The following is a 21,247-nucleotide window of genomic DNA, read 5'->3' on the forward strand; positions in this document are numbered from 1 at the left end:
GAGGGCGTGAACAGGTCATGATCCCGGTCCGCGGCTTCGAAGGCAGGACGGTCGCCGTGTTCGGCCTGGCCCGTACGGGTCTGGCCGCCGCGCGCGCGCTCGTGGCCGGCGGCGCCCAGGTGGCGCTGTGGGACGAGCGTCCCGAGGGCCTCGCCGCCGCCCAGGCGCAGGGCCTGCCGCTCGTCGACCTGACCACCGCCGACTGGACCCAGTTCGCCGCCCTGATGCTGTCGCCCGGCGTGCCCCTGACCCACCCCGAGCCGCACTGGACCGTCACCAAGGCCAAGGAATTCGGCGTCGAGATCGTCGGCGACATGGAGCTGTTCGCCCGCGCCGTGAACGCCGCGCCCGAGCACAAGCGTCCGAAGATCGTCGCCATCACCGGCACCAACGGCAAGTCCACCACCACCGCCCTGATCGGCCACATCTGCGCCTCGGCCGGCCGCGACACGCGGGTCGGCGGCAATATCGGGGTGGGCGTCCTGGACCTCGAGGACATGCACGGCGGGGCCGTCTACGTCCTGGAGATGAGCTCCTATCAGCTCGACCTGACCACCAGCCTGAAGCCCGACGTCGCCATCCTGCTGAACGTCTCGCCAGACCACCTGGAGCGTCACGGCGGCATGGAGGGCTATGTCGCCGCCAAGCGCCGCATCCTGCTCAACCAGGGCAAGGGCGACACCGCCGTCATCGGCGTCGACGATCCCTGGGGCCAGCGGATCTGCACCGAAATCACCGCCGCCAACCGCCGCACCATCGTGCCGATCTCGGCGTCCAAGGCCATGGGCCGAGGCGTCTACGCCCTGCAGGGCCTGCTCTATGACGCCACCGGCGAGCGCGCCGTCGAGGTGGTCGACCTGCTGCGGGCCCGCTCCCTGCCGGGCCGCCACAACTGGCAGAACGCGGCGGCCGCCTATTCCGCGGCCCGCGGCCTGGGGATTTCCGCCGAGGACGCCGCCGAGGGCCTGATGAGCTTCCCCGGCCTGGCGCACCGCATGGAGACCGTGGGCCAGCTGGGCCGCGTGCGCTTCGTCAACGACAGCAAGGCCACCAACACCGACGCGGCCCGCCAGGCCATGTCGAGCTATCCCAAGTTCTACTGGATCGCCGGCGGCCAGCCCAAGACCGGCGGCATCGACGCCCTGGCCGACCTCTTCCCTAAGATCGAGAAGGCCTACCTGATCGGCGAGGCCTCCGAGGCCTTCGAGGAGACCCTGAAGGGCAAGGCCCAGACGGTCGCCTGCGGGACCATGGAGGTCGCCGTGGCCAAGGCCTATGCCGACGCCGCCGCCAAGGGCCAGGACGCCGTGGTGCTGCTGTCGCCGGCCTGCGCCTCCTTTGACCAGTTCGCTGACTTCGAGGCGCGGGGTGAGGCGTTCCGCGCCGCCGTCCAGGGCCTGACCGCACCCGCGGCCAAGGGGGCCCGCGCATGACGGCCCCCACCCAACAGGCCCACGCCTTCGCCCGCAGCGACCGCACGCCGGTCGGCGTCTGGTGGTGGACCATCGACCGCTGGATGCTGGGCGCCGTCGGCGTCCTGATCATCCTGGGGGTGCTGATGTCCTTCGCCGCCAGCCCGTCGGCGGCGGCCCGGATGAATGTCGGCGACCCCTTCCACTTCGCGGTCCGCCAGTGCGTGTTCGCCGCGGCCGGCGCGGTGATCCTGGTCTCGACCTCGATGCTGGACACCAAGGGTGTGCGGCGGGCCGCCTTCTTCATCTACATCGCCGCCATCGCGATCATGATGATCCTCCCCTTCATCGGCCACAGCGCCAAGGGCGCCACCCGCTGGATGGAGTTCGCAGGCTTCACCCTGCAGCCGTCGGAATTCATGAAGCCGGCCCTGATCATCCTGGTCTCCTGGATGTTCGCCGAGGGCCAGAAGGGGCAGGGCGTGCCCGGCGTCACCATCGCCTTTGGCCTCTACCTGCTGTCGGTGGGCCTGCTGCTGATCCAGCCGGACGTGGGCCAGACCGTGCTGATCACCGTGGCCTTCGGCGCGGCCTTCTGGATGGCCGGCGTGCCGCTGTCCTGGGTGATGTTGCTGGGGGGGATCGCGCTCGCGGGCCTGTCCTCGACCTATTTCCTGTTCCCCCACGTGGCCAGCCGGGTGGACCGTTTCATCAGCCCCGACCGGGCCGACACCCACCAGGTGGACCGCGCGGCCGAGGCCATCGCCGCTGGCGGCTTCTTCGGACGCGGCCCGGGCGAAGGCGTCATGAAGCGCCACGTGCCTGACCTGCACACCGACTTCATCTATTCGGTGGCGGCCGAGGAGTACGGCCTGATCTTCTCGCTGATGCTGATCGCCCTGTTCGGCTTCATCGTGATCCGCGGCCTCTACAAGGCCATGAAACTGACTGACCCCTTCCAGCAGGTGGCGGCCGCCGGTCTCTTCGTCCTGGTGGGCGAACAGGTGTTCATCAACATCGCGGTGAACCTCAACATGATCCCCACCAAGGGCATGACCCTGCCGTTCATCTCCTATGGCGGCTCCTCCATGCTGGCCATCTGCCTGACCCTGGGCCTGGCCCTGGCCCTGACCCGGCGACGACCGGGGGCCTATTCCCAGAGCGAGGGCCTCGCCAAGTCCGCGGCGTTCGCCTAAAGCGCACCCATGCGCAAGATCGCCGTCGTCGCCGCCGGAGGCACCGGTGGGCACCTCTTCCCCGCCCAGGCGCTTTCCGAAGCCCTGATCGCCCGTGGCTGGCGCATCGTGCTGGCCAGCGACGAGCGCGTCGCCGCCTTCGCCGAGAGCTTCCCGGCCGAGGAGCGGATCGGGCTTTCGGCCCGCACCTACAAGCCCCGCGACCCGGTCGGCATGGCGCTGGCCGGCCTCTCGATCCTGCGCGGCGTCATGCAGGCGCGGACCGCCTTCCGCCGCATCAGGCCCGACGTGGTGGTGGGCTTTGGCGGCTATCCCTCCGTGCCAGGCCTGCTGGCCGGGATCACGCTGAACCTGCCCACCGTGATGCACGAACAGAACTCGGTCATGGGCCGCGCCAACCGGCGGCTGGTGAGCCACGTGAAGGCCGTGGCCTGCGCCTTCCCCATGCTGCAGAAGGCCCCACCCAAGGTCGCCCAGAGCGCCGTGGTGGTGGGCAATCCGGTGCGCCCTGAGATCCGCGCCCTCTACGAGCTCGCCTATACGCCCCCGACGCAAGACGGCCGCATCCACCTGCTGATCACCGGCGGCAGCCAGGGCGCGCGCCTGCTGTCGGAGCTGATGCCCGAGGCCATCCGCAAACTGCCCGAAGCCCTGCGCGTGCGCCTGAAGGTGCAGCAGCAGACCCGCGCGGAGAACATGGAGCAGGCGCGCAAGGTCTATGCCGACGCCATGGTGGACGCCGAGATCGCGCCCTTCTTCCGCGACATGGCCGGTCGCCTGAAGGACGCCCATCTGGTGGTCGGCCGCGCCGGCGCCGGCACGGTCTGCGAGTTCGCGATCGCCGGCAAACCCGCCATCCTGGTGCCCCTGGCCATCGCGCTCGACGACGACCAGGGCCAGAACGCCCAGGTGATGGTCGACGCCCACGGCGCCCAGATGGCCCGCGAACACCAGCTGACCGTCGACTCCATGGCCAACGCTCTGGAAAAACTGCTGACCAATCCCGACCGCCTGGCCCGCATGGCGGCCGGCGCCCGCTCCATCGCCAAGCCCGACGCCGCCGAGCGTCTGGCCGACCTGGTCGAAAAGACCGCAGCCGGGAAGTGACCTGATGAACCGCCGTCCCGTCCCCTTCGCCGTCGGCCCCGTGCACTTCATCGGTATCGGCGGGATCGGCATGAGCGGCATCGCCGAGATCATGCTGCGCATCGGCTACAGCGTGCAGGGTTCCGACGCCAAGGCCAGCGCCAACACCGAGCGGCTGGAGAAGCTGGGGATCAAGGTCTTCATCGGCCAGGGCGGGGACAATATCGAGGGCGCGTCGGCCATCGTCTATTCCACCGCCATCAAGGCCGATAACCCCGAGATGCTGGCCGCCCGCGAACGCCGCCTGCCGCTGGTGCACCGCGGCGAGATGCTGGCCGAGCTGACCCGTCTCCGGTTCTCCGTGGCCGTCGGCGGCACCCACGGCAAGACAACCACCACCTCGCTGGTGGCCGCCCTGCTCGACGCCGGCGGCATGGACCCCACCGTGGTCAACGGCGGCATCATCAACGCCTACGGCACCAACGCCAAGGTGGGCGAGGGCGAGTGGATCGTGGTGGAGGCCGACGAGAGCGACGGCACCTTCCTGAAGCTGAAGTCCACCTGCGCCATCGTCACCAATATCGACCCCGAGCACCTGGACTATTACGGCGACTTCAACGCCGTGAAGAAGGCCTTCCAGGACTTCGTGGAGGCCGTGCCCTTCTACGGCTTCGCCGCCGTCTGCACCGATCACCCGGACGTCCAGGCCATGGCGGCCAAGGTGGTGAACCGCCGCCTGATCGCCTACGGGACCAATCCCCAGGCCGAGGTGCGCGCCGAGAAGATCAGCATGGGTCCCGACGGCTCGCGCTTCGACGCCGTCATCGCGCCCCGTGACGGCGAGCCCATGCGCTGGGAGGACCTGCACCTGCCGATGGCCGGCCACCACAATGTCATGAATGCGCTGGGCGCCCTGGCCATCGCCCGCGAGCTGGGGGTGTCGGAGGCCGACATCCGCCAGGGCCTGACCACCTTCGGCGGCGTGGGGCGCAGGTTCACGACCGTGGGCGAGGTCGGCGGCGTCCGCATCATCGACGACTACGGCCACCATCCGGTGGAGATCTCCGCGGTGCTGAAGGCGGCCCGCGCGGTGACCAACGGCCGGGTGATCGCGGTGGTGCAGCCGCACCGCTATTCGCGCCTGCACGACCTGTTCCCGGAGTTCTGCGGCTGCTTCAACGACGCCGACGTGGTGATCGTGTCTGATGTCTATACCGCCGGTGAGAGCCCCATCGCGGGCGCCGACCGCGACGGCCTGGTGCAGGGCCTGCGCCGCTTCGGCCATCGCCGCGCCGTGGCCCTGGAGAGCCCGGCCGCGCTCGCGCAACTGGTGTCGCAGGAAGCCAAGCCCGGCGACCTGGTGGTCTGTCTGGGCGCTGGGGACATCACCAGCTGGGCCTACGCCCTGCCGGCGCAGCTTGAGGCGCTGTCCGCAAAATGAGCGGGCTCGATAACCTTCCCAAGGTGCGCGGCAAGCTGCTGGCCAACGAGCCGCTCGCGCCCTTCACTTGGTTCCGGGTCGGCGGTCCGGCTGACGTCCTCTTCCTGCCGCAGGACGAGGATGACTTGGCCGACTTCCTGCGCGGCCTGGACCCCGCCGTACCGGTGACCGTCCTGGGCGTCGGCTCCAACACCCTGGTGCGCGATGGCGGCGTCGACGGCGTGGTGATCCGCCTGGCCGGCCGCAGCTTCGGCAGGATCGAACCGCGCGACGACAACCGCATCTATGCCGGCGCCGCGGCCCTGGACGCCATGGTGGCGCGCGAGGCGGGCAAGGCGGGCATCGCTGGTCTGGAGTTCTATCGCGGCGTCCCGGGCTCCATCGGCGGGGCGGTCATGATGAACGCCGGCTGCTACGGCGCCGAGACCAAGGACGTGCTGGTGGAGGCCTATGCGGTGACGCGGGCAGGCGAGCGGGTGACCCTTTCCAACGCTGAGATGGGCTTTTCCTACCGCAGGTCGGCCAAGGCCGCCCAGGGCGGGCTGATCTTCACCGGCGCCCTGTTTGCAGGAACCCCCGACGACCCCGCCGCCGTCGAGGCCCGCATGGCGGAGATCACCGCGCGCCGCGAGACCACCCAGCCGATCCGCGAGAAGACCGGTGGCTCCACCTTCAAGAACCCGCCGGGCCATTCCTCCTGGAAGCTGGTGGACGAGGCCGGCTGGCGCGGCAAGCCCTTCGGCGGGGCGATGTTCTCGCCCCTGCACGCCAACTTCCTGATCAATACCGGCGAGGCCACCGCCGCCGACCTCGAGGGCCTGGGCGAAGCCGTCCGCGCCGACGTGAAAGCCAAGACCGGGATCGAGCTGGAATGGGAAATCAAGCGCATCGGCCGGCCCTGATCCTGGTCAAGCACGGCCAGCCGGCCATCGTGCCCGACGTGCCGCGCTCCCTGTGGGCCCTGTCGGACGAGGGGCGAGCCTCGGCCTCACGCTTGGCTGGAAAGCTCGCCCGGTTCCATCCACAGTTCCTGTTCGCCAGTCCTGAGCCCAAGGCTCATGACACGGCCGCCGCCATGGGCGAGGTCCTGAACCTGGCCGTGCGGACCGACCAGGACCTGGCTGAGCACCGCGCCGACCGCAATCCCTTCGTCTCACCCGCCGAGATCGAGGCCCTGATAGAACGCGCGCTGCGCGACCCCGATCATCTGGTCATGGGCGAGGAGGCCGGGGCAGTGGCGCGCGCCCGCTTCGCCACTGCCATGGAACGGGTCGCCGCGGCGGGGGAGGGGACCAAGGTGGTGGTCGCCCATGGACGGATCATCAGCCTATGGCTGAGCGCCGAGCTGGGATTCGACCCGGTCCCGTTCTGGCGCCGGCTGGGGTTCACCTCTGGCGCGGTGCTCTCGGAACATGACGGGACGTTCGAGATCATCGACGCCTGAGCCTTTCGCGGCGCCCTGCTGCTGGCGGCATTGGATGAGCAGGCATGGAATTAAAACATACTATTGCCTAGCCGCCCGGCGCCCGCGATGATCGCGCCACAAGAGGATCGGCCCCGTCGCGGGCCGGCGGCCAGGGTGGAGATGCCTGCGATGAACAAGCCCCTGCAGGCTGATGCCTGGACCCATCGGGAGATGGACACCCCGGAGATCCTGGCGCTGCGGGCCCACCTTGAGGCGCACAACGGCATCAAGGGCCTGGATATCCTCGAGCCCGGCGACACCGAGCACGCCGTCAACCTGTTCCGCCGCGACGGCTTCGTGGTCATCGCCAATGTGCTCACCAGCGAGCAGACCGACTTCCTGGCCAAGGGCTGCAACGCGGTGGCCCGGGAAATCCTCGCCCTCGATGGCGACCGGGCCGGCAACCGCGGCTCGCACCGCTATTCCTTCGGCGGCAGCAGCCTGACCCGCAGCCAGCTGCACCGGCCGGAGTGGCAGATGCTGCTGGATATCCCGGCCGTCACCGAGATCGTCACCGCCATCTTCGAGAGCCCGAACTATGTGCTGCGGGCCGCCAGCGGCGACTTCTGCCTGCCCGGCGCGGTGGAGTACCAGCCCCTCCACGCCGACGTGAACGACTGGCGCAGCGACGAGCGGACGCCGTTCAGCGCCTATCACGACCCGTGCGGCCAGATCTCAATTCGCGATTTGCCGTGCCCCTATGTCTGCGTCAACTTCCTGCCGCAGGACGTCACCCGGCTGAACGGGCCGACGCGGCAGATACCCGGCACCCAGAACTCCCGCGTGCGCATTCCCCGCCTGGATGACGAGCCGGAATGGATGCGGCTGAGCACGGTCTGCCCGGCGCCGGCGGGCGGCATCATGATCCGCGACGTGCGCGCCTGGCACGGCGGCACCCCCAATGTGTCCGACAGCATGCGGGCCATCCCCAACCTGGAGTTCTACGCGCCCTGGTTCCGCGAGCCGATCGTCCCAGGGATCACCTACGAGGACTATCGCAAGCTGTCGGAACACGCCCAGCGCCTGGTCCGCCACTGCGTCGCCGACTCCAGCGAGACCCTGGTCACCGGCCCCACCCTGCGGGCCCCATGAAATATCGCCAGCTCGGCCGCTCGGCGCTGAAGGTCAGCGAACTCTGCCTCGGCACCATGAACTTCGGCCCGCGGACCTCCGAGACGGAGTCCTTCGCCGTCCTCGACGCCGCCGTCGAAGCCGGGATCAACTTCGTCGACACCGCCAACCAGTACGGCGGTCGCCTGGGGGTCGGGACCACCGAGACGATCCTCGGCCGGTGGCTGGCCCAGGATCCGAGCCGGCGCGACCGGATCGTCCTGGCCACCAAGGTCCATGAGCCGATGTCCGACGACGTCAATGACCGGGGCCTGTCGGCGCGCCACATCCAGATGGCCTGCGACGCCAGCCTGAAGCGCCTGCGGGTCGATCACATCGACCTCTACCAGATGCATCACATCGACCGCCTCGCGCCGGCCGAGGAGATCTGGCAGGCGATGGACCGGCTGATCGCCCAGGGCAAGATCACCTATGTCGGCTCCAGCAACTTCCCCGGCTGGAAGATCGCCCAGCTCAATGAGCGCGCGCAGCCCCGCCTGGGCCTGGTGTCGGAACAGAGCCTCTACAACCTGATCGAACGCCGCGCCGAGATGGAGGTCCTCCCGGCCTGCCAGGCTTACGGCCTCGGGCTCATCGCCTGGAGCCCCCTGGCTGGAGGATTGCTGGCTGGGAAGACCCCGGCGGAAGCCGGCCGCCGCCAGAGCGACGACATGAAACGCGCGGCTGCGGCGCGCGCCGATCAGCTGTCTCGGTTCGCCGATCTCTGCGCGGAGCTGGGGCAATCCCAAAGCGCGGTGGCCCTGGCCTGGCTGCTGCATCAGCCGGGCCTGACCTCGACGATCATCGGACCGGGCGGCCTTGAGCAGCTGACCTCGATCCTGCACGCGCCTGACATCGAGCTCGGCGCCGACCTGCTGGCGAAGATCGACGCCATCTTCCCACCCGTCGGTCCGGCGCCCGAGGCCTACGCCTGGTGAGCGCCTGGGCGTCCGGGCGGGTCGAGGTCTCCGGCGGCCATCTGGCCTATCACCGCACGGGCGGGGAGGGGCCGGCCCTGGTCCTGTCCCACGGCCTGACGGACAACGGCCTGTGCTGGCGAAGGTTGGCGCAGGCCCTGGCGCCCGAGTTCGACATCATCATGCTGGACGCTCGGGGCCATGGCCAAAGTTCGCGGGCGGGCGACCATGACCCGGCGCAGGACATCGCTGAGGCGATCGAACAGCTCGGCCTGGTCCGGCCCATCGTCATGGGCCATTCGGTGGGCGCCCGGGCCACGGCGGCCTATGCCAACGCCCATCCTGGCCGGGTGTCGAAGGTCGTGCTGGAAGACCCGCCCTTCCTGCCGCTCATCGACCGGGCCCAGGCCGACCGCCGGGCCGTACGGTTCCGGGAGCAGGTGGAGACGTTCCAGGCCATGTCCTTGGCCGAGCTGATCGCCATGGGCAGGGCGCAGTCGCCCCTGTGGCACGACGACGACTTCCCGGCCTGGGCGGTGGCCAAACATCAGACCGATCCGCAAGCCATGCCGGTCTACGCCACGCCCTGGCAGGAGATCCTCACCCAGATCACCGCCCCGATCCTGCTGATCCACGGCGACAGCGTCCACGGCGGCCTGGTCACACCGCAGATCGCCGCTGAGGCCCGCGCCCTCAATCCCAATATCACCACGGTCCTGGTCCCGGGCGCAGGCCACAACACCCGCCGGGAAAACTTCCCGGACTATCTTGCGGCGGTTCGCGACTTTCTGGGCCCTGTGGGCTGACCTCGCGCCCCGCTTGAGCACAGCACGCGCCAAGCCCGGCGCAACACAGGCGACGCCCTTCAGCTGCCGGGTTCCGCGCCGCCGATCTTGGGGTTCCGAACGGGTTTTCCCGCAAGGCCCCAGCGCCACCGCGCCGCAACCTCAGAGGGCCGAACCGCCGGGATACCGCGTCGCGCTCGTGACCATGTGACGCGGAGTCGACATATGTCGGCGCAAGGCGGGTGCGGCTAAGGACCGGTTAACCTGCCTGGATCTTGGTTGAAGCGGGGGATGGCCACGGTGGAGGTCCAGGGGGAACGGCGATGAAATTGCACGACAATATGCGCCAGCGCCTCGACTTCATCAGGCTCGAGGCCCGCGACGTCACGGCCCTGCAAGAGCTTCGCCCGCTCATGCGAGGGGCCATTCCGGTCGCCCTGGACGCCCTCTACGAACAGATCCTCGCCTTCCCCGAGACCGCGCGGTTCTTTCCGGACACCGCCACCCTCTCCGGGGTCAAGACCCGCCAGCGGGCGCATTGGGAGCGCATCTTCGAGGCCCAGTTCGACGACGGGTTCGCCGGCGCCGCGCAGCAGATCGGGCAGGCCCATGCCCGGATCGGCCTGAACCCCAGCTGGTACATCGGCGGCTACGCCACGATGCTGCAGCATCTCGTCGCGGCCATCCTCCCTGAGGATACGACGCGCCCGGCCGAGGCCATGTCCACCCGGACGGCCATAGGGGCCCTGATCAAGTCGGTCCTGCTCGACATCGACCTCTCCGTCGCCGCCTATCTGGAGGCCAGCGAACAGGCGCGGGCGCAGGTCGAGGCGGCGGCCTTCATCGAGGTCCAGGCCGCGCTGGAACGCACCCGACGCTCGGAGCAACGGCTGGAGCTCGCCCTGGAGATCGCCGATGTCCATGTCTACGAGATGGATTATATGCGGCGTGAACTGATCAAGGCCGGGGCCGAGGACACCTTCTTCACCACGCCGAAGACCTACGACGAGCTCCAGCGGGACATCTATTCGGCCATCGATCCTCGAGATCGACCCCGTGTCGAAAAGGCGTGGCGACGCCACATTGAGGCCGGGGCGCCCTTCCACCCCGAATACCGGGTGGTCCGCGCCGACGACAAGGAAGTCTGGGTCTCCGCCGCCAACAAGCTGATCACCGACCCGGATGGCCGCCCCCTCCATCTGATCGGCGCCCTTCAGGACATCACCCCCCGGAAGGCCGCCGAGCAGGCCCTGCTTCAGGCCAAGGAAGAGGCCGAGGCCGCCAACCTGGCCAAGTCGATCTTCCTGGCCACCATGAGTCACGAGATCCGAACCCCGCTCAACGGCATCCTGGGCATGGGACAGGTGCTGGCCAAGGAGGACCTCACCGAGCGGCAGCATGGGCAGGTGCAGGTCATCCTGCAGTCGGGCGAGCTGCTGCTGAGCCTGCTCAACGACCTGCTGGACATCTCCAAGATCGAGGCTGGAAAACTGACCATCGAGGCGGGGGAGGTCGACCTCGCCGAGATTGCCCGCGCCGTCTTCGCCAACCTCCAGGCCATGGCCGCCGGGAAGGACGTCGCCGTAACCCTGGAGATCGCGCCGGAGGCCGAGGGAATCTTCAAGGGGGACCCGACGCGTGTGCGCCAGATCGTCACCAACCTGGCCTCCAACGCCCTGAAGTTCACGTCCCACGGGCTGGTCGCCCTGGTGCTGTCGAACTGCGACGGTCAATTGCGCTTCGCCGTGCGGGACACGGGGATCGGGATCGCGGCCAGCAAGATCGGCGACCTGTTCCAGAAGTTCACCCAGGCCGACCCCTCGATCACCCGGCGGTTCGGGGGCACGGGCCTGGGCCTGGCGATTTCCCGGGAGCTCGCACGCCTGATGGGCGGGGATATCGTCATCGAGAGCGAGGAAGGCGTCGGTTCGACCTTCACCGTCAGCCTGCCCCTGGCCCGGTCGGAGGCCCAGCGACCGGCCCCCGCGGCGGCGGCGGCCGAAGCGGCATTCGACGATCCCGGCGCTCTCCGCATCCTGGTCGCCGAGGACAATCCCGTGAACCAGATCGTCATTCAGACGATGCTGCAGCAGGCGGGGCTCGATCCCGTGGTGGTCAATGACGGCCAGGAAGCCGTCGAGGCCTGGCGGACGGCGAATTGGGACCTGATCCTCATGGACGCCCAGATGCCGGTCATGGACGGGCTGACCGCGACCCGCGTCATTCGCCAGGAAGAGGCCGGGCGCGGCGCCCCCCGGACTCCCATCCTCGCCCTGACCGCCAATGTGATGGCCGATCATCTGGCCGCCTACAGAGCGGCCGGCATGGATGGGCTGGTCGGCAAGCCGATCGACGCAGCCAAGCTGTTCCTCGCCATGGAGGCGGCGCTGGACGAGGCGCAGGTCGCCGGCTCGACCCTTCCGGATCAGACTGAATCAACCTGATCGGACAAATGGGTCTAACTGCTTGAAGCTAGAGCATTGTCCGATAACGGCCGAAGGGGGCCTCAGAAGCTGGCGTTCAACGACACCCGCACGGCGCGCGGCGCGCCCGGCATGATGTTGTTGTCGCCATGGCTGGTGGGAAAGTAGCGCTGGTCGAACAGGTTCTCGATGTTGACCTGGGCTCGCAGCGCCTCCGTCAGCCGCACGAACACCGCCGCATCGACACGGGTGAAACCGGGCAGGGTCACGGTGTTGGAGACCGAGGCGAACATCTTCGTCTGGTGGACGATCCCCAGGCCTGCGCCGAACCGATCGCTGAAGTCGTACTTGTTCCACAGCGAGAAGGTGTGCTCGGGCGCCAACGGGACCTCCCGCCCGGCCGGGGCGGCCGAGGTGGTGCTGGTGATCTTGGCGTCCTGCCAGGCGTAGCCGCCAACCACCTGCCAGTGCTCGGTGAGGCGGCCTGCGAGGCCGGCCTCGAAACCATCGGTGCGCTGGGACCCGGTGAGGACCACCTGGCCCGGGCGGGTCGGATCGGGCGCGCTCGTGTTCTCCCGGTCGAGGCGGTAGAGCGCCGCCGTGAAGAGCAGATCAGGCGTCACCTCCCACTTCAGGCCCACTTCGCGGTTCTCGAACGCCTCGGGCTCCAGGGTCTCGCTGGTGGCGTTGAGCGAGGCGAACTGATCGCCCGAGCTCGGCAGATAGGACACGCTGTAGCTGGCGTAGAGCGACACCGGTTCGATCGGCTTGAACACCAGCCCCAGACGCGGCGACCAGAGGTCGTCCTGTCGCGAGAAGTCGCGCCGGCCGGTCACCGACGCGCGGAGGTCGGAGAAGTCCACCTCGAAGCTGTCGAAGCGCAGGCCCGCGATCAGCTGCAGCTGGGGCGTCAGCTCGATCTGGTCCTGGACATAGGCCGCCGCCACCGTGGCCTTGACCCGGTTGTCGGCGTCGCCGCCGGTGGTGGTGAAGAAGATGGGCAGGCCGCGTCGGGTGGGGTCGGTGAAGGGGTTGCCGGCCAGGGTGGTCGGGCCGGTCACCGTGTTGAAGTGGCCGGTGCGCCGGAGATTGGAAGTCTTCTGCAGGCCGAACTCGGCCCCCGCGAGGAATGTGTGCTGCAGGCCGCCCAGCGCGGTCCTCCACACCAGGTCGGTCTGGTTGAACAGGTTCTCCCGCGGGCTGTCGTTCTGGTAGGCCTGCAGCGGATAGGTGGAGGCGGCGCCGCCGACCGCCACAGCCGCTCCGGCGGGGAAGATGTTGGCGTAGAACTTGTCGTAGTCGCCATACACGGTGCGGTTGCGCACCACCAGGCTATCGGTGACCTGGTATTCCACGCCCAGGTTCACGAGGTCGACCTTGGTGGTGGCGTAGCTGCGCTCGGGATCGCCGAAAAAGGCCCCCCGCGGCGCGGGCGACGGACGGCCGGCGAAGGCGGGAACGCCGCGGTCGGTCGTGCGGTCGTCCTCGAAGTGCTCGTAGGACAGCGAAACGGTGAGGCCCGCGCCGTTGCGCCACGCGACGGAGGGGTTGAACCCCCAGCGCTCGATGTTGGTGAAGTCGCGGAAGCTCTCCGAGCGCTCGTGGAGGCCGACCAGGCGGACGGCGAAGGCGTCGTCGATGGGATGGGCGACATCCACGGTAAGGCGACGATGATCCCATGACCCGAGCGCCACGGCGAGCGAGCGCTCATCGGACCAGTCGGCCATCTTGGTGACGCGGTTGATCACCCCGCCGCCGCCGCCCCGGCCGAAGATCATGGCGTTGGGGCCCTTCAGGACCTCGACCCGCTCGACATTGTAAAGGTCGCGAAAGTACTGGACGTCATCCCGCACGCCATTGACGAAAAAGTCGGCGGTCGTCGAATTTCCCCGGATCGTCGGCGCGTCGCGATGGCCCTCGCCCTGGCCCATGGTGACGCCAGGCACGTAGCGAACGACGTCGGCCATCGTCTGCATCGCCTGGTCGCGGATCAGCTCGTCCGTGATGACCGTCATAGCCTGCGGCACGTCGCGGAGCGGCGTGTCGGTCTTGGTGGCCGTGGTCGTGCTCATGGCCCGATAGGCGTCGTCGCGGGGCGCGGTCACCGTCACGCCGGCCACCTCGGCGTCGGCGTCGGCCGCCCGCGCCTCATGGCTGGCCAGAGCGAGCATAAGCGGCGCGAGGGCGACAAGGGCGGCGTTCCGACGAGCGTTCACGAGGGGCCTCTTTAAAGATGATACTGCAAATGCGAGGCGTTCTTAGGCGATCACCTCAGCCTTGGCAATGAGAACCGTTCGCAAAATCTCCAATGGAGCTGGCGCCCCCTCCGATGGCGCCACCGAACGCCGGGGAATTACCTGGTCGGCTTAAAAGGGCCGATCGGGGTGACGGATGGGCTCTGGGTCGGTCCAGGTGAGGGGCATGTTGATTTGCAGGAAGGCGTCGTCGTACTGGCCCCGCTTCACCCGCCCCGGGTACTCGTTGCACATCGGCAGGAGGCTCCTATTGGGACGGTGACTCTGACACGTCTGGCAGACGAGCCCGCTTTGCTTTGCCAGCCTCCTCCACCTATGGTGCAGCCAGATTGCCTGGGGGGCGAAATGGTTGGCTTGGCTCGTAAGTCTCTCTTTGGTGCGGCCGCGCTTGCTGCCTTGTTCGCCTGCTCCACAGCCATCGCGGCCCCGGTGACCGCTTCCGATCCTGATACCGTCGTCGCCGCCCTTCAAAACAGCGGATACAAGGCCAAGCTAACGACAGATAAAGACGGCGACGCCTGGGTTGAGACAGCGTCCGAGGGAAACGATATTCGGATCGCATTCCTTAGTTGCAACAACAAAAAATCCTGCACTCAGCTAGAGTTCTTAGCGTTTTGGGATTGCGATAAAGAAGTTAAGCGCTGCGAAACGCTTAATAATACGTGGAATTCTGAAGAAGTATTCTCCCATACGATTATGATCGATAATAAGATCGCCATGTACCGTCATCTGCTTCTGGATGAGGGCGGCGCGTCAGAGGCATTGTTCATCAAGAATTTCGAATTCTTCTCGCGAGACGCCGCCGGTCTCATGGATAAATTTTAGTTCCCACCGGCGGGCTCTCAGTCGAACCCAGAGCACCGGAATCCCGAATTCGACGATCTTGGCGCCCTTCGCATTCTTGTCGCCGAGGACAATCCCGTGAACCAGATCGTCATTCAGACGATGCTGCAGCAGGCGGGCTCGATCCCGTGGTGGTCAACGACGGCCAGGAAGCCGTCGAGGCCTGGCGGAGCGGACGGCAGGTGGTGACGCCTGAGGCGGGGGCCACGGTCGCCTAATCCACGCGCCGCTGGGCCCGAGGCGTGTGTCCCTGAAGAACGACACCGGAAACGCGGTGTCTCGCAAGAATGAATTCGAGTCTCGCGGGCGCTCAGTGTGACAGGAACACGGGCAGGGGCGGGTCTCCGACGATGGCCTTTGTCGCGCCGCCCAGGACGAAATCGCGCATGCGGGAGTGCCCGTAGGCGCCCATGACCAGCAGATCGATCGCACGCGCGTCCAGGTAGGCCTCGAGAGCTTGGCCGATCGTGCGCCCGGCGGCGTCTTCCTCGTCAAGCACGACCTCGACGCCGTGACAGGCGAGATGCTTGGCGAGCTCGGCGGCGGAGCGCCGGGTGTCGATCTTCTTCTCCTTCGTGATCGTCACCACCCTCACGGTCTTGGCGGCCTGCAGGATCGGCAGCGCATCGGCCACCGCGCGGGCCGCGGGCCGGCTGAAGTCCCAGGCCACCGCGACGACATCGAGGGGCGTGGAACTGCGGCGCTTGGGCGCTTCCGGGAAGATGATCACCGGTCGCCCCGAGCCGAAGATCACGCTCTCGGCGACATACTGCTGGACCGTCGCCTGCTCGCCGATCGGGATCATCGTCAGATCTCGCATCCGGGCGTGTTCCGTCAGGATGGCCCCCATCTGCGACGTCGGGCAGGTCTCGATGAACTGCTCGTGCGCAACGCCACGCTTCAGGGCGATGCTCTCGAACATGCTGACCAGGGTCTGGGCGTTCGCCGCACTCTTCTGGCGCTCGGCCGCGATCATCGACGGGATTTCCAGCAGCGTGTTCGCCAGCATGTTGCTGGTGGTCGGAAGCTCGATCTTGAAGGTCAGGGCCGAGATGCGCGCGCCCAGCGCCGCGGCAAGGTCCATCGCCTGCTCGATCGCCGCCACCGAGGTCGGTGTGGGATAGCTGCACAGTTGCAGCTGGACATCCCGGATCGCCATTCGCCTGTCTCCTCGATCGGTCTTCGGTTTCGCATGCGCCCCATCGGTTCCGGGTCTGCGATATCCGCCGACACGATCCTGGGTGCGCGGCGGATAATGCGCTTGATTGATGATCCAAAAAATCAGCTAATTAACGGCGCTTTGATCGAAAAAAGCTGCGGATGGGAGGGCTGGTCTTGTTGAACTACAAGCAGCTGCACTACTTCTTGCGGGTCGCGAAGGCGGGCAGCATCGCGCGCGCCGCCGAGCAGTCGCGCCTCGCGCCCCAGACCATCAGCGCGCAGATCCGAACCCTGGAGGATGCGCTCGGAACAGAGCTGTTCCGCCGCACCGGCCGGCGATTGGAACTGACCACGGCGGGGCGGCTGACCCTTTCCTACGCCGACGAGATTTTCCAGATCGGGAGAGAACTGGAAGAGGCCATTCGCAACCCCGCGGGCGGCGGCGACCTGCTGTTTCGGGTGGGGGTGGCCGATGTGGTTCCCAAGTCAATCGCCTATCGGCTGCTGGCGCCGGCGCTGGGCAGCGCAGATCGCGTGCGTCTGATCTGCCGGGAGGACAAGCTGGAACCGCTGTTTGCGGAACTCGCGCTTCACAAGATCGACGTGGTGATCGCCGACCGGCCGCTGCCCTCGGAATCGGGCGTGAAGGGCTACAACCATTCTCTCGGGCGCGCGCCCATCGCCTTCTATGCCGTGCCCGTGCTGGCGGCGCGCTATCGGGAGGGCTTTCCGCGGTCCCTGGACGGCGCGCCCATGCTGATCCCAAGCGACAGCGCCACGATCCGGGGGACGCTCACGCGCTGGTTCACCGAGCATCAGATCGAGCCGAGCATCGTCGGCGAGTTCGACGACCCCGCGCTGATGAAGGCGTTCGGCAAGGGGGGTGCCGGCGTGTTCCCCGCCCCGGCGATCCTGGCCGACGAGATGCTGCAGCAGTACGGGGCGGAGATGATTGGCCGCGCCGAGAACGTCTCGGCGGTCTATTACGCCATCTCGATTGAGCGCAAACTGATCCACCCTGGCGTTGCGGCGATCAGCAAGGCTGCGAAGGCTGGACATCACTCGTGATGGGTTCGGCGCGCAGGCTCCCCCAGGTCACGATCCGCCGCGCGACCCCGAACCCCGCGACAAGGAACCCCGCGACATGAATCTCGGACTGGACGGCAAGGTCATCTTCATCGCCGGCGGCAGCCGCGGCATCGGGCTCGGCATCGTCGAGGCCTGCCTGGCCGACGGCGCCCGGCTGGTGATCACCGCGCGCGGCGCCGACGAGCTGGAGGCCACCCGCGCCCGCCTGGCGGCGATCCACGGCCAGGACCGCCTGCTGGCCATCAGCGGCGACATGCGCGACACCGCGGTCATAGAGGCCGCCGTGGCCCGCGCCGAGGACGCGTTCGGCCCGATCTTCGGCGCCGTGGCCAATGTCGGCCTGCACCCCTGTCCCCCCGGCATCGAGGTGGACGACGAGACCTGGGACGCCGGGTTGCGCCAGAACGTGGACTCCGCCTGGCGCCTCTCGCGGGCGGCGCTGCGGCGGATGACGCCGCGCGGCGAGGGGTCGGTGCTGCTGATCAGCTCCATCGCCGGCCTCGGCGCCCTGGGAACCCCTCTGACCTACGGGACCTCCAAGGCGGCCATGAACCACCTGACCAAGGAGCTGGCCCGCATCGCCGGCGCCAGCGGCGTGCGGGTCAACGCCATCGCGCCCGGCAACATCATCTTCCCCGGCGGTGACTGGGAGAATCGCGCCAACGGCCCCCGCGCCGCGGCCTGGAAACGCTGGATCGACCGCGAGGTGCCCCTGCAGCGCTTCGGCACGCCCGCCGAGATCGGCGCCGTCGCCGCCTTCCTGATGAGCCCGCTGGCCAGCTTCGTCACCGGCGCCGTGGTCCCCGTGGACGGCGGCCAGACGCGGTAGGGACGGGGAGGCGCCGCCTGAGGCGTCTCGTGAACACCCCTGCGCTTGAGCAGGTCTTCACCTTGGCGCGTCTGGGGACGGGCTCCTGTCCTCGAGGTCCGCAGGCCAAGGCGGACGGTCGGAATGTCGCCAAGGGGGTCGACAGTGGACCTTGGCCTAGTCGCCACAAGCCGCCATTTCCAAGCCCGCACCGAACCGGAAGCTTCCGACATCCGCGAGGGGGCAATAACAGCCTGGGCGCTGCTTCAGGTACGCAGGCGCATCAATTCACCTGCGGCCCGGAGTCTAGGACCCGCCTCACGCGCACGGCAAGTTCTTCGTAGCTGAACGGCTTGGTGATCAGTTGCACGCCCGGGTCGAGGCGCCCGTTGTGGACGATTGCGTTGCGCGTGTAGCCGCTGGTGAAGAGGACGCGGACGCTCGGCCGTTGTATGCGCACTTCCTCCGCCAGCTTGTGACCGTGCAGGCCGCCTGGAAGCACGACGTCAGTAAACAACAGGTCTATTTGAGGGTGGTGGCTCAGAGCCGCGAGGCCGCTGGCGGCGTCGGACGCCTCGATGACATTGTAGCCCAATTCTCTCAAGACACCGCTTGAGTAGGCGCGTACGCCGTCGTCATCCTCGACAAGGAGCACGGTCTCGGTTCCGCGCAGGAGAGAGATGTCAGGACGGGGCGCTGCGGCCACGGGTGCAGCGACTTCCCCATGGAAGCGTGGCAGGTAAAGCTTCGCCGTCGTGCCCTGCTCGAGTTCGCTGTACACCCGAATATGCCCACCAGACTGGCGCACAAACCCGTAAACTTGGCTCAGGCCCAACCCAGTCCCCTTGCCGGTCTCCTTCGTGGTGAAGAAGGGTTCGAACACGCGAGACAGCGTGTCTCGGTCCATGCCGTGCCCGGTGTCGGAGACCGCGATCATTACATATTGGCCTGGTGATACCGGCTCCGGAACCGTGGAGAGGTAGGCTTCATCCAGGAAGACATTCTGCGTCTCAATCGTGAGAGCGCCGCCTGCAGCCATAGCGTCCCGCGCGTTCACAGCGAGGTTGAGAAGCGCCTGCTCCAGCTCGTTGGGATCGGCCAGCGCCGGCCAAAGACCAGGTGCGCCGACCAGTTCAAGACGGATGTGCTCGCCAAGCGACCGCTGCAGCAGTTCGCCGAGGCCCTGGATAAGGCGATCGGGGCGTAGAGGCTCCGGATTGAGGGCCTGCCGGCGGGAGAAGGCCAGGAGGCGGGCGGTAAGCGTCGCGGCCCGTTCAGCGGAATGGGTGGCCATTTCCAGGGCTCGGCGGAGGCGGGCGTCGTCCCGGGCGACCGTTCCCGCATCGAGGTGGCGAGCCATATTGTCGAGCCCGCCGATAATCACGGTCAGCAGGTTGTTAAAGTCATGGGCGACGCCGCCGGTCAGCTGACCGATAGCTTCCATCTTCTGCGCCTGGCGAAGGGCGTCCTCAGCCTTCATCCGCTCTGCAATTTCTTCGCGAACTCGCTGCTCCAGAGTCTCGTTCAGCAGCGATAGCTCACGATTGAGACGTGCCGCCTCCGACAGAGCGGCCTGCAGGGCATGGGCGTTGCCGGCGAGCAGCGCCCGAGCCTGATCGAGGGATGCCGCCAGTGCCGTGGCGCGTCGGGTCACGTCGCCTTCCGAGCGCGCCTTGGCGACCGCAGCGTCTTCACGGGCCTCAGACCGCAGCAGGGCAATAAGCAGCCCGGAGGCTTCAGCGAGGTCCTCGACGGGCACATTCGGCTCCCCGCCGACGAGCAGCAGCACCGTGCCGTCATGACCGACCCAGACGTCGGCGGGCTTCAAATGCGTAACGTCCGGGTGGGCGACGGTGGTTCGGAAAATGCCAGGCTGTTCACACCGGGAGAGCAGTTCCGCCCAAGTTGGCCCCCCGGCCAGTGTTTGCGGAAATCCGGGGGCAGGACGAACGATGTCCAGCTCTGGGTCGCGCAACAGGATGACGAGGTCTTGAGCGCCGACCCCTCTGGCGACCACGACCGCTTGGGCCGCGCGCGCCTGTCTTTCGGCGAGCGCCGAAATGAGCTGGCCCAGGTCTTGTTTGCGCGCAGAGATCACTCAGGCAAGACAGCGACGACGGCCGTGCAGTTGTGGAACCCCTCGAACTGTCCTTCGGCTCGGGCGATCTGGCCGTGGGTGTTGCAGCCGACCAGGTCCGCGCCAGCAAGCTGGTCACGAACGATCTGAACCTCTTCGCCGAACTGATCGCCCATCCGAAGTCGGGTCGCCACGCAGTCGAAGAAGAGGGCGGCCTGCGGCTTGTGATCCCCTAAAGCCGCCACCGCCGCCCGCGTCGCCTCCTGAGCGGCTTCGACAGCCGACGCCGCAGATGCGCGCATAATATGGATGACAGACCCCTGCGGGATCTCCGCCGCACATTGCACCGACCCGTCCGGGAGAATGGCGAGCGGCACGCGAAGTCGGTGGGCGCCTCCCGCGTCAATGCCCAGAATATTGTGGAGGAAGAACGGTATTGGCGCTCCTCGGTCCAGCGTCTGATCCGTTGCCACGGCGTGAGCTTCGAAGGCCTCTGCCGCCGGCAAGCCGTTAAGACTGACGAGCCTCATCCCATCCGCCTCGGTCACACGGAACGGAGCCGACGCCGGGGCCCACCCGTGGCGGACACCGACACCAATGGGCTTTTCAGTCAGGATCTCCAGGGCGACCGCCGCGCCAGTCAGCACTTCGCGCCCGGCGAAGACGGAGGTGCGCTGGAACTGTGCGTTGTCTCCTGCGCCGCCGCCGAAGAATTGGTACTGGCCGCCCGTGGCGAGAGTCAGCTCGTCAACCAGCACATCGGCATGGCCGGCCAACGCGTCCGCCAACACAAGAGCCGAACGATGCGGGAAGGTGAAGTCGGAAAGCCCGCTGAAGCCGGACACGATCTGGCGCGCCGCGTCGCAAGTGTCGGCGGTGATATCGCGTGCGACGCCTAGGGCAAAACGTACATCCTCGCCGGCCAAGCCCAAGGCGCACACCAGACCTTCGCCCTGCGTCTGGTTCACAAATTCACCCGCCGATGATGCCCCGACCAAGATGGCCTCCGGACACTGGGACGCAAGCTCATCCAGAAGCGCCCCGTGATCGTACGAGGGGGCGGCGAATATCATGATGGCTTGCGGCTTCCGGCCCAAACCCTGCTGTATCTCGGCCGCGAGGAGGCTTCCCGCCTCCCGCGCGTCGAGGGCGTCGGTGGATGCTGCCGCAGTCTTCATC

Annotated in this window: 18 protein-coding genes; 13 read left to right on the forward strand and 5 right to left on the reverse strand. The window is 67.7% G+C overall.

What is annotated here, in order from left to right; all coding sequences use genetic code 11:
- Positions 1–17 precede the first annotated feature (17 nt).
- The 10 genes from murD to Q8N10_RS06980 all read left to right on the forward strand — a co-directional run bounded on the left by murD (position 18) and on the right by Q8N10_RS06980 (position 11,856).
- Positions 18–1,433, forward strand: coding sequence for a UDP-N-acetylmuramoyl-L-alanine--D-glutamate ligase (murD, locus tag Q8N10_RS06935; RefSeq protein ID WP_304777838.1), 1,416 nt, complete (start codon positions 18–20; stop codon positions 1,431–1,433).
- Positions 1,430–2,608 (forward strand): putative lipid II flippase FtsW, encoded by a 1,179-nt coding sequence (ftsW, locus tag Q8N10_RS06940; RefSeq protein ID WP_304777840.1) that lies wholly within the window; start codon positions 1,430–1,432, stop codon positions 2,606–2,608. Before murD ends, ftsW begins: the two co-directional genes overlap by 4 nt.
- Before the next feature lie 9 nt (positions 2,609–2,617).
- Positions 2,618–3,715 carry an undecaprenyldiphospho-muramoylpentapeptide beta-N-acetylglucosaminyltransferase gene (murG, locus tag Q8N10_RS06945; RefSeq protein WP_304777842.1) on the forward strand — a complete coding sequence of 366 codons (1,098 nt, stop codon included), beginning with the start codon at positions 2,618–2,620 and terminating at the stop codon, positions 3,713–3,715.
- A 4-nt stretch (positions 3,716–3,719) separates the two neighbouring features.
- Positions 3,720–5,135, forward strand: coding sequence for a UDP-N-acetylmuramate--L-alanine ligase (gene murC / locus Q8N10_RS06950; RefSeq protein WP_304777844.1), 1,416 nt, complete (start codon positions 3,720–3,722; stop codon positions 5,133–5,135).
- Positions 5,132–6,037, forward strand: coding sequence for a UDP-N-acetylmuramate dehydrogenase (gene murB, locus Q8N10_RS06955; protein ID WP_304777846.1), 906 nt, complete (start codon positions 5,132–5,134; stop codon positions 6,035–6,037). Before murC ends, murB begins: the two co-directional genes overlap by 4 nt.
- A complete protein-coding gene (locus Q8N10_RS06960) occupies positions 6,007–6,579 on the forward strand; it encodes a histidine phosphatase family protein (RefSeq protein ID WP_304777848.1) in 573 nt (190 codons plus the stop codon). Before murB ends, Q8N10_RS06960 begins: the two co-directional genes overlap by 31 nt.
- Before the next feature lie 150 nt (positions 6,580–6,729).
- Positions 6,730–7,692 carry a phytanoyl-CoA dioxygenase family protein gene (locus Q8N10_RS06965; RefSeq protein WP_304777850.1) on the forward strand — a complete coding sequence of 321 codons (963 nt, stop codon included), beginning with the start codon at positions 6,730–6,732 and terminating at the stop codon, positions 7,690–7,692.
- Positions 7,689–8,648, forward strand: a complete 960-nt coding sequence (locus Q8N10_RS06970; protein WP_304777852.1) for an aldo/keto reductase — start codon at positions 7,689–7,691, stop codon at positions 8,646–8,648. Before Q8N10_RS06965 ends, Q8N10_RS06970 begins: the two co-directional genes overlap by 4 nt.
- Positions 8,645–9,433 carry an alpha/beta fold hydrolase gene (locus Q8N10_RS06975; RefSeq protein WP_304777854.1) on the forward strand — a complete coding sequence of 263 codons (789 nt, stop codon included), beginning with the start codon at positions 8,645–8,647 and terminating at the stop codon, positions 9,431–9,433. The genes Q8N10_RS06970 and Q8N10_RS06975 overlap by 4 nt, the downstream gene beginning before the upstream one ends.
- A gap of 302 nt (positions 9,434–9,735) precedes the next feature.
- Complete coding sequence (locus tag Q8N10_RS06980) at positions 9,736–11,856, forward strand: protoglobin domain-containing protein (protein WP_304777856.1); 2,121 nt, start codon at positions 9,736–9,738, stop codon at positions 11,854–11,856.
- Positions 11,857–11,918: 62 nt separating this feature from the next.
- Here the strand turns inward: Q8N10_RS06980 and Q8N10_RS06985 are convergent, their stop codons facing one another.
- Entirely contained in the window at positions 11,919–14,051 is a 2,133-nt protein-coding gene (locus Q8N10_RS06985) for a TonB-dependent siderophore receptor (protein WP_304777858.1), read from the reverse strand.
- A 150-nt stretch (positions 14,052–14,201) separates the two neighbouring features.
- Positions 14,202–14,324 (reverse strand): hypothetical protein, encoded by a 123-nt coding sequence (locus Q8N10_RS06990; protein WP_304777860.1) that lies wholly within the window; start codon positions 14,322–14,324, stop codon positions 14,202–14,204.
- A 24-nt stretch (positions 14,325–14,348) separates the two neighbouring features.
- Here Q8N10_RS06990 and Q8N10_RS06995 point away from each other — a divergent pair, with 24 nt between their 5' ends.
- A complete protein-coding gene (locus Q8N10_RS06995; protein ID WP_304777862.1) occupies positions 14,349–14,915 on the forward strand; it encodes a YbjN domain-containing protein in 567 nt (188 codons plus the stop codon).
- A gap of 328 nt (positions 14,916–15,243) precedes the next feature.
- Here Q8N10_RS06995 and Q8N10_RS07000 read toward each other — a convergent pair whose 3' ends face one another.
- The gene (locus tag Q8N10_RS07000) at positions 15,244–16,092 is read right to left on the reverse strand and encodes a universal stress protein (RefSeq protein ID WP_304777864.1); all 849 of its coding nucleotides are present in this window, start codon (positions 16,090–16,092) and stop codon (positions 15,244–15,246) included.
- Between the two features lie 176 nt (positions 16,093–16,268).
- On the opposite strand from Q8N10_RS07000, the gene nhaR reads away from it, so the two are divergent.
- Positions 16,269–17,162, forward strand: a complete 894-nt coding sequence (gene nhaR, locus Q8N10_RS07005) for a transcriptional activator NhaR (RefSeq protein WP_304777866.1) — start codon at positions 16,269–16,271, stop codon at positions 17,160–17,162.
- A 76-nt stretch (positions 17,163–17,238) separates the two neighbouring features.
- On the forward strand, positions 17,239–18,012 hold the full coding sequence (locus Q8N10_RS07010) for an SDR family NAD(P)-dependent oxidoreductase (protein ID WP_304777869.1): 774 nt from the start codon (positions 17,239–17,241) through the stop codon (positions 18,010–18,012).
- Between the two features lie 262 nt (positions 18,013–18,274).
- On the opposite strand, the gene Q8N10_RS07015 is transcribed toward Q8N10_RS07010, so the two are convergent.
- Positions 18,275–20,089, reverse strand: coding sequence for an ATP-binding protein (locus tag Q8N10_RS07015; RefSeq protein WP_304777871.1), 1,815 nt, complete (start codon positions 20,087–20,089; stop codon positions 18,275–18,277).
- Positions 20,086–21,246, reverse strand: coding sequence for an FIST signal transduction protein (locus Q8N10_RS07020; RefSeq protein WP_304777873.1), 1,161 nt, complete (start codon positions 21,244–21,246; stop codon positions 20,086–20,088). Before Q8N10_RS07020 ends, Q8N10_RS07015 begins: the two co-directional genes overlap by 4 nt.
- Position 21,247: the final 1 nt, after the last annotated feature.

Source organism: Phenylobacterium sp., from assembly GCF_030693625.1.
GTDB lineage: Bacteria > Pseudomonadota > Alphaproteobacteria > Caulobacterales > Caulobacteraceae > Phenylobacterium > Phenylobacterium ferrooxidans.